Below are 14,956 nucleotides of genomic sequence, written 5' to 3' on the forward strand. Positions count from 1 at the left end.
ACAAAAAAGCCAGATCAATTGATCTGGCTTTTTACTCACTTTAAAGCTAGTTAAAGTTAGTCTTCTTTATTGGCTTTATAGGCATAAGCATAGTTGTAGCTATAACCAGCACCAGCCGTACGTTGGATATCGTTTAAGATGAAGCCATTCACTTTGACACCTGCCTGCTCAAAACGATTCAAGCTGAGCTCAAGCTCTTTCATTTGCGATTTAGAATAACGAGCAATCAATAAATTTACGCCAGCATATTGAGAAATAATAATACCATCCGTTACAGCCAAGATCGGTGGTGTATCAATGATGATATGATCATATTGTTGGCTAAGTTCATCAAGCAATGCTTTAAATTTTTGAGAACCTAACATTTCAGATGGATTTGTTGGACTTTTACCACGTGTGATGACATTCAGTCCATTTACCTCAGTCTGATGAATTACTTGGCTTAACTCAGCTTGATTGCTTAAAAACTCAGACAATCCAGGTTTCACCTCAACATCAAAGTATTTATGCATATAACCACGACGCATATCTGCATCGATGAGAAGAACTTTTTTATCGCTTTGAGCAAAAATGGTTGCTAAATTCGTTGAAATAAAAGATTTTCCGACCTCTGGAGCTGGACCAGCGATCATAATGATATTGTTTTTTGCACTCGCAAGGGCGAAATGGATTGCCGTACGGATACTGCGTAAGCTCTCAATTGCAATATCATCACTATGTTTGACAGCCAAAATCGGGATCGATTTTTTCTTTTTCAAGATACTCATACGAGTTTCCTGAATTGGTGAGCGTGGTACTGTAGCATAAACGGGAAGATCGAATTCTCTCTCGATTTGTGTAGAGTCTTTGACCCCCGTACGTAGCATATTTCGTAATAACGCAAGTAGTGTTCCTAGGAAGCCACCAAGGAAAATAGAAAGAATTAAAATTTGTAATTTCTTAGGTTTGATTGGTTCTACAGGTTCTACAGCAGTATCCACAATCCGAACATTACCAATTTCACCTGCTTTTGCGATACGTAATTGCTGATATGAATTAAGCAATGCTGTATACAGTTGGGTTTTAACTTCAACCTCTCGATACAACTGTAAGTATTGGCGCTGCAAATCTGGTAGGCGTTTAAGTGTGCCATTAAGGTCTGAGATTTGTTTATTTAATGCTGATAGCTGAGCATTAATTTCACGCATTGCAGGATGTTCAGACGTATACTTAGCAGCAAGATCAGCTTGCTGTTGCTGCAATTCTATTTTCTTTGTTTCTAAAGTAATACTTTGAGTCAAATAAAGTTCTGATTCTTTAGTCACATCAACCGTATTGTATTGTTGACGAAACTTATTGAACTCGCGCTCAGCATCATCTAACTGTTTTTTTAGCTCAGGAAGTTGCTCATCTAAGAATTTCAATGTTTGTGCTGTCTCCGCAGAGCGACGAGCAACGTTTTGTGCACTATAAGCTGATAAAATCGCATTTAGAACTTTGGTAATATGTTCTTTATCCAGACCTTGAAGGCTTAATCCTAAAATTCCAGTCAGTTTACCTTTTTCTGCAACTGAATAATTTGCCAAAATAGTGTTGACTGCAGCAGGTAAAGAACTCTTCTTTACAAAATAATCTGAATCAAAACTATCTTTTGTAAAAATTGCAATTTTCCACAAACCGTATTCGGTATTAACATGATTTAACTGATTCAGAGGAGCATTAAAAACAACCTCATCTGTTTTTAGATCCGTAAGACTAAAGCTATTATTTTTAAAGCTTAAGCTAAGTTTTTGATCGAGATAGTAGTTAGGGATTTCAAATTGCTTGATATCAAAAGATTTCTCCCCATCGTTAAAAATAACAGCTTTTGGAGTATATTCAGTCGTGTAATCTAGTTTATTAAATAAACGATGGGAAAAGGTATCTTCAGTGCTAGAAATATTAAGATCGAGATGAAGTGCCTGAATGACTGAACCAAGAACCAAGCGAGACTTCAAAATCTCGATTTCAGATTGAGCTGGGGATTTTTGCTCAATCATTTGTGAAAGATCACCAAGTAATGCAGCCGATGCACCTTTGCTGTCTTCTACTTGGACCAAAGCATCAACGGAATAGGTATTTGGAGTTGCGCGTAGGTATAAAAAAGCAAAGACCAAACTCAAAATAATACACAAGGCAATCAGCTTCCATTGTGCAATCAAAGCAAAGAAGAGCTCTTTCAAGTCAATCGTGTCTTCAGTATTGGTGTTTTGGCTCATAATCTTAAATCTAAAAGTTAAATATAGTTTTTCCAGTCAGAAACACAGTCTTGAATCAACTGACAGGTGTGATCAAAAAAAGTTTGATCGTGTTGGTAAGGGTCAGGTACGTTCTTGTTTTGCCAATGACCTAAACGGAAAACTTTCCCTTTTGCAAATGGCCAAGTTTGTTCGATATGTTTTTGTTGATTATGACTCATCACAAGAACTAAATCTGCATTTTTTAAATGTTCAGCATTTAACTTTTTGGCAACATGGGCACCCATATCAATATTGAGTTGATGCATACATAGTATTGCTTTTTCATCAGCAGGATGTCCGATTAAACCAGAAATGCCTGCTGACTCAATGTGTAAGTTAGGATAATCGGCTTTTAAAAAGTACTCTGCCATTGGACTACGACAAATATTACCAACACATACAACCAGAATATTTTTGATATTCATTTGAATTATTGTCCTAAGCGATCAATGTTATACAAAGCGCTTGAGAAAGGAATCATTTGATTCACAACACGTTGCCAGCGCGTTAATCCTGTCGCATCTACATAGACAATATCGTTACTGCGTAACTGGAATTGATTGGCTAATCCAAAGTCACCGAGACTCAACAAATTCATATGATACAGAGCAGTACTGTGATCAGTTGGGTTGGTTCTTAGTACATAAATGCGACTAGCGCTAGCGGATAAAGGGTTTAAGCCTAAACTTTCACCGAGTGCATCACTCAAAGACATGCCTTGATCACGCATAGGTAAAGCCTGATTCTTACCAGATTCACCCATAACGTAGATTTTTTGATTCTCTCTTGTACTGACATAAATCGTATCATTAGGTTGAATTAAAAGGTTATGCAGCGAATATCCTGATTTTTCTAACTCTATCGTATTGAGGTTATAGGTTTGACCATTTCGAATAAGTTGAATGTAAGTATTTGCACCTTTATCATTGATTCCACCAGCAAGACCTAATGCTGTATAGATACTTGTGGGTTTATCATTTAAATAGAACTGACCTGCGCGAGTTACACTTCCTTGGACTGAATAACGTTGCCCTTGATAGGAAAGAACTCTTACGATGAGATCTGGGTTTTTTAAATATTGTGCAAAGTGCTTTCTAAGTTCTACATTTAATTGGCTGAGTGATTTACCTGATGCCTTATATCGACCTACCAATGGCAGTTGAATATATCCATTAGCATCAATTGGATAACCATTTGCTTGGATCGCTTGGTCATTGCTCATCGTCACTGATGGCGGCGTAATTTCAGGGTAGGCCCATAACTGAATAGATAAAATATCCCCTGAGCTTAAGCGATAAGTTTGGGGGTGAACCTTAAAAAGTGATGTATAATTTTGTTGTGTGTTTACTTGTTGAGAGAGAATAGTCGTTAGGCTATCTTGAGTAATTTTTACAACATTAATATGTGACCCTAGATCAGTTGTATAGCTTCCTTCACTGGGAATGTCATAAGTTTGCAAGCCAGAAGTAACGGCACAACCTGTAGCGCTAATGCTAATTGCGAGGATAGAAAAAATTTTATAATGCTTCACACTCGACCCTTGAATACTTATATCTCATTGATATCAGTTGTTGTATAACAGTCTGACTTTAGGCTTAGAATTTCGACCATTCTAGCTGAAATTCTTAAAAAAAGCATGGAAAAATCTTTGAGCTTTGTATGTTTAGTATTTCTAATCTAGTAAAGAGTGTGTGAATAGTAGTTGCTTGTAAGAGGTATCTATTTAACTCAATTATGGTGAGGAGTGAGTCAAAGATTTGATAAGGAATATAACTGATTTATTGATGTGGTATACGCTTTAGCCTGACGCAGTTACGGTGTATGTTGTTGATTCATTGGTAAGTGATAAAATATAAACAATTTAGAAGTTGGTTTTTAAATCATCTAAAATATAAGTGTTTATGTTGAAATTAATGAGGCTAAAAATTTTTGCTTGATCTTGTTTTTAGCTTATTAGTCTCAATTAAAACAATAGTATAGATTGTTGTTGAGTTGTATAAATCTTTTTTTATATTTGATCGGTTTGAGTAAACACATTCATACAATTGAAATTAGGTATTCTAAAAAAATTTGTTATAGTACGCACGGCGTTTAATGTGAAGCATTAAGCCTTCAAAAAATCATTTGATATTGATGTAAACTTTATAAAGGAATAGGCTGATTGTGATGCAACTTGCCGAATTGAAAATAGCAATTATTGGTTTAGGGTATGTAGGTTTACCATTGGCAGTCGAGTTCGGTAAAAAAACTCCTGTCGTGGGATTTGATATTCATCAAAGACGTATAGATGAACTCAGAAGTGGGCAAGATCTTACTTTAGAGGTTTCACCAGAAGAATTAAGTCAAGCAACACAATTAACCTATACTGCTAATTTAGAAGACTTAAAAAGCTGCAACTTTTTTATTGTGACAGTCCCAACACCGATTGATGATTATAAACAACCAGATTTAACACCGTTAATCAAGGCTTCTACAAGTATTGGTAAGGTTCTAAAGAAAGGAGATATTGTTGTTTATGAATCAACGGTTTATCCAGGCGCAACAGAGGAAACCTGTATTCCTGTACTCGAACAGGTATCAGGTTTAAAGTTCAACAAAGACTTTTTCGCTGGTTATAGCCCAGAACGAATTAACCCTGGTGATAAATTGCATCGTGTCACCAATATTTTGAAAATTACGTCAGGTTCAACACCAGAAGTTGCTGAATTTATTGATCAAGTTTATAACTTAGTGATCGAAGCTGGAACGCACAAAGCAGAAAGTATCAAAGTTGCTGAGGCTGCAAAAGTTATTGAAAATACCCAGCGCGACGTAAATATTGCATTAATCAATGAGCTTGCAGTTATTTTTAATAAAATGGGAATAGATACGGAGAGTGTGCTTAAAGCAGCTGGTACGAAGTGGAACTTTCTTCCTTTTCGCCCAGGTTTAGTTGGTGGGCATTGCATTGGGGTTGATCCATATTACTTAACGCACAAGGCACAGTCTATAGGCTACCATCCTGAAATTATTTTAGCTGGTCGTCGTTTGAATGACAGTATGGGGGCGTATGTCGTGACCCAGCTTGTTAAAAAAATGATTAAACAGAAAATCCAGGTTGAGGGAGCAAAGGTTTTGCTACTGGGTTTGAGTTTTAAGGAAAACTGTCCAGATATACGAAATACAAAAGTTGTTGATATTATTAAAGAGTTGCAAGAATACAATATTGAAGTTGATGTTTACGATCCTTGGATTTCTGCTGAGGAAGCTCAACTTGAATATGGCATCACACCCGTGACAGTTGTGAATAAGGCTTGTTATGATGCTATGATTTTGGCTGTTGCCCACAATCAATTTAAGGAAATGGGAGAGACAGGAATTCGTGCTTTGGGTAAAGAAATCCATGTGCTTTATGATTTGAAATATGTGCTTGATCAATCTGAATCTGATCTTCGTCTATAACATCAATTATAAGAGGAACTTAACATAATGTTTCAATATCAAGTTGTTTGTGATCAATTAAAGCAAACCCCAAAAATTTGGTTAGTGACAGGTGTGGCGGGTTTTATTGGTTCCAATTTATTGGAAACCTTATTAAAACTAGATCAGAAAGTAGTTGGGGTGGATAACTTTGCGACAGGTCATCAGCATAATTTGGATGAAGTAAAAAGTAACATTAGCCCAGAGCAATGGGCTAATTTTACTTTTTATGAGGGGGATATTCGAAACTTAGTTGATTGCGAAAAAGCATGTCAGGGTGTTGATTTTGTGCTACATCAAGCCGCATTAGGTTCAGTTCCTCGCTCGATTGCAGATCCGATTACAACAAATGCAGCAAATATTACGGGTTTTTTAAATATGCTTGTTGCTGCACGTGATGCACAAGTCAAAAGCTTTACCTATGCTGCTAGTAGTTCAACTTATGGAGATCATCCTGCTTTACCTAAAGTTGAGGAAAATATTGGTAATCCATTATCACCATATGCTGTGACTAAATATGTCAATGAGCTATATGCAGAAGTATTTGCTCGTACATATGACTTTAAATGTATTGGACTACGTTATTTCAATGTATTTGGTCAGCGCCAAGACCCAAATGGTGCCTATGCCGCAGTAATTCCAAAATGGACGGCAGCCATGATTCAGGGTGATGATGTATTTATTAATGGTGATGGTGAAACCAGTCGAGATTTTTGCTTTATTGAAAATACAGTCCAAGCAAATATTCTGGCAGCAACTACACAAAATGATGAAGCGAAAAACCAAGTTTATAATGTTGCTGTCGGTGATCGTACAACGCTAAATGATTTATTTAATGCTATTAAGCAGGCCTTAAATGAACAGGGTGTTAGTTATAGCAAAGCACCTGTATATCGTGAGTTTAGAGCAGGTGATGTAAGACATTCGCAGGCAGATGTCACAAAAATAAAAACATTATTAGGTTATGAACCGCAATATCGAATTATGCAAGGCGTCGGATTAGCAATGACTTGGTATGTGTCAGATTTACATAGTGCTTCTAGGTAGAGAAGTTAAGATGTTTAACCTGTTTGTAGAGTAAAATTCTATTTTAGAGGTTAAAATTTGGGTAAGTATTTGATTCATATTCTAAAGAGATTTAAGATTTTCCATGAGTATAAAAGACCTTTTGAACTGGAATCTTGTCAAAACATTCTTAGGTACTTTTATTGTTCGTATCCTAGCTGTGGGAGCAACTTTTGCTAGCTCTGTTTTGCTGGCAAGGTCTCTTGGAGTTGAGGGTTTTGGTACATATTCATATGTTTTTGCTTTAGTAAGTCTTTTAGCGTTGCCAGCACAAGCTGGGATGCCTACACTAGTATTAAGAGAAACTGCAAAAGCAAAAGCATTAAGCGATTGGAGTAAGATGAAAGGTATTTGGCTGTGGAGTGGTTCTGCAGTCATGATGATATCTCTTATTACTTATAGTGTAGCTCTTCTTGTACAAAAGCTTTTTTTTGATGAAGCTATACAACAAGCTGGAGGTACCAGTATATTTGCTTTAGGGCTCATTACAGCACTTCTAATTGCTATGGGTAATGTTCGTGGTGCTGCGCTTAGAGGTCTTGGCTTTGTCGTAATGGGGCAACTACCTGAGGCGCTTATACGTCCGCTTTTACTCGTTATTTTTCTTTTAATTGCTATTTTAGTAAATGTTGAGTCCAATCCAAATTCCGCAATGAAGATACATCTTTTTGCTGCTGCGGTGGCCTTTTTGATAGGCGCTTGGCTATTAATCAAAGTAAAACCTACAGAGTTAAAAGAGGTAAAACCAGATATTCATATGAAAGTCTGGTTCTTTTCTATTATTCCCTTGGCAATGATGACTGGTATGCAAGTTGTAAGTGGGCAAATTGATATTGTGATGTTGGGTCTTTTGGGTACACTTCATGATGTTGGAGTTTATAAGGTTGTGGTATCAGGAGCTGCCCTAACACTATTCGGTTTGCAAGTTGTAACCATGATAATTACGCCTAAGCTTGCTAGTGCATTTGCTAAAAAAGATTCCAAAAGGGTTCAACAAATAGCTTCAGTAGGCTCATTAATTAGTTTTAGTTTTACATTGCCATTGGTTTTAGTTTTTTTCTTTTTTGGAGCAGAGATACTTCGATTTGTTTTTGGTGATGATTTTATACTAGGTCATCGAGCTCTTTATATAATAGCTATTGGGCAGGCTATTAATGCTTTTTTTGGCTCATCAATTTCAATTTTAACCATGTCTAATAATGAGCGATTTGTAATTAAGGGGATGATTTTATCTGCGCTCAGCAATGCCATATTAAATCTATGTTTGATACCTCGACTAGGTGTAGATGGTGCTGCGATAAGCGCATCAATGTCTATAGTTGTATGGAATCTGTATTTGTGGGCGGCAATAAAACGTCAAATAGGGGTTGACAGTACGTTCTTTTGGATTTTTATGAGAAAATAGATATGAGTAATAAAAGAGTTGTGGTTGTAGGAGAAGTATTTAGTGCTAATCTTGGAGATTACGCTATATTTGATAGCCTTAAGAAAATTTTGATATCAAAAGATATTGATGTTATACCGTTAGATCTCTCATTTAGAAAAAATTTTTCTAATCATAATAGGTTGATGGAAGTATCTTCAGAAAATAAAAGCTCTTTGAAACCTACCTTAGTAAATAGATTAAAGAATAGTCCATTTATTCAATATTTTATATCTAGGGTTATATGGTATTTTTCAGTTAAAGCAAGATCTGATCAGTATTGGGATACTTTAATAAAAACCTCAGATGGAGTGATTATTGGTGGGGGGCAGTTGATAACTGACAGTACATCCTTTTTTTCACCAAAATTAGATCAGATTGTAAAAATAGCGCAGAGAAACAACAAGCCATTTGCAATCTTGGGCTGTGGGGTGGGTGATAATATCGGTGAGCGGGCAAAGGGTGTATATAAAACTATTTTGAAGCAAGCTAAGTATGTTTCTTTTCGAGATCAAGGTTCCGTAAATAAAGTCGAGTCTTTTATTGATAATAAAACTTCTTTAAATGTATATCCAGATCTAGCATTTGCTTTGAATGCTTCAATAAATGATTTATTGAATAAGAAAGAAATGACTTGTGGCTTTAACGTGATGCCTCTATCTGTGTTCAAAAAGTACGATGCTCAATTAGAAGATATGGATGAATCTGACTATTTACTTTTCTGGAAAAAAGTAGTGAAAAGTGCTATTGATGAAAAAATGAGAGTTGTTCTCATGACTAATGGCAATCCCAATGATTATGTATGTGCTAAAACTATACACCGAGCATTGTTGGATGACTGTATTGATGTAACTTTATTAGATAGACCAGAACAACCTAGTGAACTTTATGAACAAATTGGGCAAGTAGATTATTTGGTAGCAATGCGCATGCATGCTGGAATTATTGCTCAAGCATTCGGAAAAAAAGTTGCAACTATCGTATGGGATACAAAAATACCAGATGTTTGGAGAGTTGTTGGTGGAGGGGGGGTCGTAGTTGATTGTAACGTTTTAAAAGATGAAGACCCTTGGCAGAAGTTGAATGTATCTTTTAACAACTCAAAGGTTCTTTTAGAAAATAGAAATGACTTGAAAGTTGAAGTGTTGGATGGAGTAGAGGACTGTTTACAAGCAATGTTTTAATTAAGAAAGACTATCTTTTTAATCACTAATTTTGGTACTCGGATTGAGAGATTGCCATTTAGCTATTAATTTTACATTTGGATTTGGTGTTCGCTATTACATTGAATAAAAGTTTTGCATATTTTTTGGCTTATGTAATGCTTTTTTTGAGGGTTAAAGGGCAGACCATATAATTTTGTGGATAATCATAATGACAGATATCGCATTGTTTGTGCCTTCAATGAATGGGGGCGGTGCTGAGCGTGTAATGTTAATATTAGCAAATACTTTAGCAGAGAAAGGATATTGTGTTGATTTATTGTTAGCAAAAGCAAAAGGTAACTTTATTAAAGATGTATCTAACAAGGTACGAATTGTTGATTTAAATTCATCTAGAGTTTTTTTTGCAATAAATCCATTAATAAAATATTTAAAAAAAGAACAGCCAAAGGTTGTTTTATCAGCAATGCATTATGTCAATGTTGTTGCAACTATTGCTGTAAAGTTAAGTGGTATAAAATGTCGTGTCGTGATAAGTGAACATAGTACTTTATCATTGAGTCTTGCTGGTTCATCTTATAAAAATATTATATTAAAAAAACTTATGTATTTTTCATATCGCAGAGCTGATGGAATCGTGGCAGTTTCTTCAGGCGTAGCAAAAGATTTGGCTTTAACGTTAGGTTTAGATTTTGAGAGAATTAGAGTTATCTATAATCCTGTAGTGACCTCAGAGTTATTAATAAAGAAAGAAGAAGAGTTGAATCATTTTTGGGCAAAAAAGAATCTTCCATTTATATTGGCGGTAGGGCGTTTAACGGAAGCAAAGAATTTTCCCTTATTAATTAATGCTTTTTCAAATGTTGTAACTCGGCAGAAAAATATTCATTTAGTCATACTTGGAGTAGGAAAGCTTGAGTTCGAATTGAAAAAGCTAGTAGAAAAGCTTGGAATTGAAGATAGAGTACATATTTTGGGTTTCATGGAGAACCCTTATTCTTGGATGAAAAAGTCTGAGTTATTTGTATTATCCTCCTTATGGGAAGGATTTGGTAATGTTTTAGTTGAAGCTATGGCTTGTGATACGAGGGTTATTAGTACAAATTGTCCCAATGGACCCTCTGAAATTCTTGAAGGTGGTAAGTGGGGGGTACTTGTTCCAACGAATGATCCTGATGCTTTAGCTGAAGCTATAATTACAGAACTAACTAATAAAAGCGCTGTAAACTTTTCAGAGCAGCTCTTAAAATATAAACCTCATAATATTGTAGATCAATATTTGACAGTGCTGCTGCCTTGAATTTGGTTTTATAAATAATACTTTGAGGTTTTGTTTTGAGAAAACTTTTAATATCCAAAAATATGATTATATATTTTTATATATATCTTATTTTTATTTCAGTTTTATTGTTGGTTTTTAATGATAGTAAGATTGGTGATTTTTTTGTTACCTCTCATGATGAATATCGTTATTATGTTTTATCTAATTATGTGATGGCTGATTCCAAGAGCTTGGGGTGGTTGTACATTTTTCAAAACTATTATGATTATAGTCAAAGTTTACATTTTGGTTATTATATGTACTTGGGTTTTGTGAGGAATTTTATAAATGATAATCTGGGGCTTTGGTATGTATTTCAAACTACAATATTTTTCTTGGCAAACTTGTATTTTTCAAAGTTTATATGCTTGGAATTTAAGTTACCTGAAAAAGATTCTTACTATTTAAGTATTTTAATGATTTTTTATTTACCCTTATTTTATTTGACTTTTTCTTTGATGAGAGATGTGTCAATTTTCTTTTTAATCAGTATATCTTTGTATTTGTATAAAAAAGAAAAGTTTTATTTAATGGGTTTTTTTATGCTAGTGCTAATAACGTATAGGATGAATGCTTGTCTTGGTATTGTTGTATATGTTATTTTTGATCTAATTTTATCTAGAAAAATTCAGTTCAAAAGTTTGGTATATGCCTTTCTTTTTGTTTTTTTTGTATCTTTGTATATTTTAAATAATTACTTTGATAAATTTATGGAGAGAATCTACTCTTTAGATTACCTTTCAGTTTTATTCGAGTCTTTTAGATTTATGTTTTCACCTATTCCTTGGCAGGTGGATGCTTATATTCCCTTCTATTTATATATTTGGTATTATATTTCCTTTTTTGCATGTATTTTTGGGGTTTTTTTATACATGTTGTTTTTTTCTTATAATAAAAATAATATTCTTTTTTCAAAATCTTTGGTTGCAATGATTTTATTTAATGTTTTTGCATATAGCACAGAGGTAGGGGTGGGTTTTAGGCAGACTGCTGTTTTATCTCCATTTCTATTTGTTCCAGTTTTTATTAGTGTAATTAAACGAGTGAAGATTTGATGAAAATTATTTTTATATTTCCAAGCTCTAAGATTGGAGGTGCTGAAAGAGTTATGCTTAATCTAGCGAAGTATCTTTGTCAGATTAATTATAGTGTTTTTTTATTCTTTATATCGTCAGGGGAAAATGATAAAATAAATTCATTCTTTGAAGGAATGAATGTAGATATTACTTATTGCCCCACAACAAATAGTAAAAGTATGTTTTCTTATATAAAGCTTTTTAAGAAAATAAATAATTCTGATTTTGATTACATCTTCACTTCACATATTATAACAAATGCACTGGTTAGTTTTTTTAAGAAGGTTTTTAATATCAAATCTAAACTAATTTCTAGGGAGTCAACAGTTCCATTTGAGCGGTTTTCAGGAATTAAGCTTATTGTTATAAGGTTATTTTATAGGTTTTTCTATGGGGGGCAGAGCCTACTTATTTATCAAACTGATTTTATGAAAAATTCTTTATTTAAAAATATTGGATTTTACCCTGCCCCTAATAATTTGGTTGTACCAAATTGTGTGGATATTAATAATATTAACATGCAAGTTAAGAGTGGGCTTTTAAAAAAAAATGAAAAAATATTAAATTTTATTGCATGTGGTAGGCTTGTTGAGTTAAAGCAATTTGATATACTTTTATATGCATACTCGGATTTTATAAAGAGTTATAAGAGTCCAAGTCAATTATGTATTTTAGGTGATGGCCCTCAGTTAGAGAGGCTTAAAGAAATAAGCTTTGAACTAAGGTTAAGCAGCCATGTTATCTTTATGGGTAATGTTAGTAATCCAGCTTCATATTTTGCAGCCTCTGATATTGGTATAATTTCATCAAGAGTAGAAGGGTTTCCAAATGTTGTTTTGGAAATGATGGCATCAGGAATTAAACAAGTAATATCTACTCCTTGTACTCCAGCGATAAACGAATTGCCTAATGTTATAGTATCAGATGGATTTTCAAAAGCTGAAATACTAAAGCTGTTGACTTCTAGTGCTGAAAGTAATTGCGACTATTCACGTGAATACAAAGAATACATTGCTAATTTTAGATCGATACCTTCATTTTGGGATGCTGTAATTCATAAAGTCTCTCCGACTAAAGATAAAGAGCTTTAATCTTTCAAGGAATTTAGAATAGAAATATTATATGAAAATTGTATACATAGTAAACGTGGATTGGTTTTTTATTTCACATAGACTTCCATTAGCATTAGAAGCAATAGATCAAGGTCATGAAGTTTATATTTTTGCTAAAGATACAGGTAGAATGGATTATTTGAAGTCTTTAGGAATTAAAGTATATCCTATTAGTTTAGAGCGTGGGAGTCTTAATCCATTTTCTTCTTTAAGTTTATTATTTGATTTAAAAAGAAAGTTAATAAAAATTCAACCAGATGTCGTGCACTTAGTAACAATTAAACCTGTTCTTATTGGGGGAATTGCATCAATTCTAGCTAAAGTCCCTTCGATAGCTTATGCAATATCAGGACTAGGTTACATATTTACAAATACAAGGATAAAAGCAAAGTTTTTGCGTTTAGGTGTAATTCCATTATATCGCTTAGCTTTAAGCGCAAAAAATAAAGTCGTTATTGTTCAAAATTCTGATGATTTAAGAATTCTAAGACAATATGTCTCAATACCAAGCTCACAAACAGTTCTCATTCCTGGCTCTGGAGTTGATCTCGCTAAGTTTAGTGCTCATAATTTGCCGTTAGAAAATAAAGTGGTGCTAATGGCTTGCCGTATGTTGGCAGACAAGGGTGTATATGAGTTTTATAGAAGTGCCTTACTGCTAAAGGATAAATATCCTCATATTCGCTTTGTTTTAGTTGGAGGAGTTGATCCAGATAATCCTGCATCTTTAAGTGAACCAGAGTTAAATGACTGGGCACAAAGTGGGGCGGTCGAATGGTGGGGTCATCAGAGTGATATGGCTGCAACTCTAAGCAAAGCAACAGTAGTGGTTTTGCCTTCATACCGAGAGGGAATGCCTAAAGTTTTATTAGAGGCTCAAGCTTTAGGAAGACCAGTAGTTACGACAGATGTTCCAGGTTGTCGAGAGGCTATTGAAGAAGGAGTGACTGGTTTTCTTGCAGAAGTTAAAGATGAGAATAGTCTAGCTACAGCAATTGAAAAGTTGATCAGTAATGATAGTCTTTGTGAAAAATTAAGCCATAATGCGCGTCAACGTGCTGAAGAAAAATTTGATATAAAACACGTTGTAAAAACCCATTTTGAAGTATATGAGTCATTAAAGCGAAATGTAGGTTTAAAATGAAAATATTAATTACAGGCAGTAATGGTTTTTTAGGGAAATATTTGTGTCAATATTTTTCTAAGCAAAACTACTCGATTTTGGCACATACCCGATTATCTCAAGATTTTAATGATCTTAGAATTACAAATCTAAATTTTGATTTAAATGATGATCTAGATGGTGTAAAACTCTCAGATGTCGATGTTATCATTCATTGCGCTGGTCGTGCGCATGTTATGAACGAAACTGCTGCTTCGCCATTAGAAGCATATCGTCAAACTAATGTTCTAGGCACCTTAAATCTTGCGCAAAAAGCAGTAAAAAGTGGTGTAAAACGTTTTATTTACTTAAGTAGTATAAAGGTAAATGGAGAAGAGGCTACTCAACAGAAGCCTTTTACTGCCGATGACTCCATTAATACAGATGATCCCTATGGTTTGTCTAAATATGAAGCCGAACAAGCTTTAATGGAATTGGCTTACGAAACTGGTTTAGAAGTTGTTATTATCCGACCTGTTCTGATTTATGGGCCAAATGTAAAAGCCAACTTTAAGAGTATGGTCTCTCTTGCGACAAAGAAAATTCCCTTACCAATTGGTTGTTTAGATAATAAACGCAGTATGGTGAGCGTGTATAATTTAGCAGACTTGATCCATATATGCATGACGCACCCAAATGCAGTTGGTCAAGTCTTTTTAGCGAGTGACCAAGATGATATCTCAGTGAAACAACTTTTTGAGAAGTTAGCTTTTTTGCAGAATAATAAGTTAATTGTGGTACCAATACCTAAGTATCTTATTTGTTTTCTCGCAGGTCTTATTGGTCGGTCTGCAATGGCATCTCGTTTGTGTTCAGAGTTAGTTGTAGACAGTTCAAAGAATACGCAAGTCTTAGGCTGGAAAGCTCCATATTCGACAGAAAGAAGCCTAATTAATATGTTTAAGGGAATGTGATAC

The 14,956-nt window shown here is 34.5% G+C and carries 12 protein-coding genes; 9 read left to right on the forward strand and 3 right to left on the reverse strand.

Features of this window, described 5'->3' with window-relative positions:
- Positions 1-56: 56 nt before the first annotated feature.
- The 3 genes from IO68_RS19135 to IO68_RS19145 are packed head-to-tail and all read right to left on the reverse strand — an operon-like array spanning position 57 to position 3,789.
- Positions 57-2,237, reverse strand: coding sequence for a polysaccharide biosynthesis tyrosine autokinase (locus IO68_RS19135; protein ID WP_023012579.1), 2,181 nt, complete (start codon positions 2,235-2,237; stop codon positions 57-59).
- Between the two features lie 17 nt (positions 2,238-2,254).
- Complete coding sequence (locus IO68_RS19140; protein ID WP_023012580.1) at positions 2,255-2,683, reverse strand: low molecular weight protein-tyrosine-phosphatase; 429 nt, start codon at positions 2,681-2,683, stop codon at positions 2,255-2,257.
- A 5-nt stretch (positions 2,684-2,688) separates the two neighbouring features.
- Entirely contained in the window at positions 2,689-3,789 is a 1,101-nt protein-coding gene (locus IO68_RS19145) for a polysaccharide biosynthesis/export family protein (protein WP_023012581.1), read from the reverse strand.
- A 635-nt stretch (positions 3,790-4,424) separates the two neighbouring features.
- Between IO68_RS19145 and tviB the strand changes: the two genes are divergently transcribed.
- The 9 genes from tviB to IO68_RS19190 all read left to right on the forward strand — a co-directional run bounded on the left by tviB (position 4,425) and on the right by IO68_RS19190 (position 14,953).
- Positions 4,425-5,699, forward strand: coding sequence for a Vi polysaccharide biosynthesis UDP-N-acetylglucosamine C-6 dehydrogenase TviB (gene tviB, locus IO68_RS19150; RefSeq protein ID WP_023012582.1), 1,275 nt, complete (start codon positions 4,425-4,427; stop codon positions 5,697-5,699).
- A 27-nt stretch (positions 5,700-5,726) separates the two neighbouring features.
- Positions 5,727-6,764, forward strand: a complete 1,038-nt coding sequence (locus IO68_RS19155) for an NAD-dependent epimerase/dehydratase family protein (protein ID WP_023012583.1) — start codon at positions 5,727-5,729, stop codon at positions 6,762-6,764.
- 103 nt (positions 6,765-6,867) lie between these two features.
- Positions 6,868-8,187 (forward strand): polysaccharide biosynthesis C-terminal domain-containing protein, encoded by a 1,320-nt coding sequence (locus IO68_RS19160; protein WP_023012584.1) that lies wholly within the window; start codon positions 6,868-6,870, stop codon positions 8,185-8,187.
- Positions 8,188-8,189: 2 nt separating this feature from the next.
- On the forward strand, positions 8,190-9,389 hold the full coding sequence (locus IO68_RS19165) for a polysaccharide pyruvyl transferase family protein (protein WP_023012585.1): 1,200 nt from the start codon (positions 8,190-8,192) through the stop codon (positions 9,387-9,389).
- A gap of 190 nt (positions 9,390-9,579) precedes the next feature.
- Positions 9,580-10,668, forward strand: coding sequence for a glycosyltransferase (locus IO68_RS19170; RefSeq protein ID WP_023012586.1), 1,089 nt, complete (start codon positions 9,580-9,582; stop codon positions 10,666-10,668).
- Between the two features lie 35 nt (positions 10,669-10,703).
- Complete coding sequence (locus tag IO68_RS19175) at positions 10,704-11,744, forward strand: hypothetical protein (protein ID WP_152514789.1); 1,041 nt, start codon at positions 10,704-10,706, stop codon at positions 11,742-11,744.
- Positions 11,744-12,856, forward strand: a complete 1,113-nt coding sequence (locus IO68_RS19180) for a glycosyltransferase (protein ID WP_023012588.1) — start codon at positions 11,744-11,746, stop codon at positions 12,854-12,856. Before IO68_RS19175 ends, IO68_RS19180 begins: the two co-directional genes overlap by 1 nt.
- A 31-nt stretch (positions 12,857-12,887) precedes the next feature.
- Positions 12,888-14,021 (forward strand): glycosyltransferase family 4 protein, encoded by a 1,134-nt coding sequence (locus IO68_RS19185; protein WP_023012589.1) that lies wholly within the window; start codon positions 12,888-12,890, stop codon positions 14,019-14,021.
- Entirely contained in the window at positions 14,018-14,953 is a 936-nt protein-coding gene (locus tag IO68_RS19190; RefSeq protein ID WP_023012590.1) for an NAD-dependent epimerase/dehydratase family protein, read from the forward strand. The genes IO68_RS19185 and IO68_RS19190 overlap by 4 nt, the downstream gene beginning before the upstream one ends.
- Positions 14,954-14,956: the final 3 nt, after the last annotated feature.

Source organism: Acinetobacter sp. COS3 (assembly GCF_000475335.1).
GTDB lineage: Bacteria > Pseudomonadota > Gammaproteobacteria > Pseudomonadales > Moraxellaceae > Acinetobacter > Acinetobacter venetianus.

Coding starts and splice junctions, on each gene's coding strand:
- IO68_RS19135 (WP_023012579.1), bottom strand. CDS start 2,237: ATGAGCCAAAACACCAATACTGAAGACACGATTGACTTGAAAGAGCTC.
- IO68_RS19140 (WP_023012580.1), bottom strand. CDS start 2,683: ATGAATATCAAAAATATTCTGGTTGTATGTGTTGGTAATATTTGTCGT.
- tviB (WP_023012582.1), top strand. CDS start 4,425: ATGCAACTTGCCGAATTGAAAATAGCAATTATTGGTTTAGGGTATGTA.
- IO68_RS19155 (WP_023012583.1), top strand. CDS start 5,727: ATGTTTCAATATCAAGTTGTTTGTGATCAATTAAAGCAAACCCCAAAA.
- IO68_RS19160 (WP_023012584.1), top strand. CDS start 6,868: ATGAGTATAAAAGACCTTTTGAACTGGAATCTTGTCAAAACATTCTTA.
- IO68_RS19165 (WP_023012585.1), top strand. CDS start 8,190: ATGAGTAATAAAAGAGTTGTGGTTGTAGGAGAAGTATTTAGTGCTAAT.
- IO68_RS19170 (WP_023012586.1), top strand. CDS start 9,580: ATGACAGATATCGCATTGTTTGTGCCTTCAATGAATGGGGGCGGTGCT.
- IO68_RS19180 (WP_023012588.1), top strand. CDS start 11,744: ATGAAAATTATTTTTATATTTCCAAGCTCTAAGATTGGAGGTGCTGAA.
- IO68_RS19185 (WP_023012589.1), top strand. CDS start 12,888: ATGAAAATTGTATACATAGTAAACGTGGATTGGTTTTTTATTTCACAT.
- IO68_RS19190 (WP_023012590.1), top strand. CDS start 14,018: ATGAAAATATTAATTACAGGCAGTAATGGTTTTTTAGGGAAATATTTG.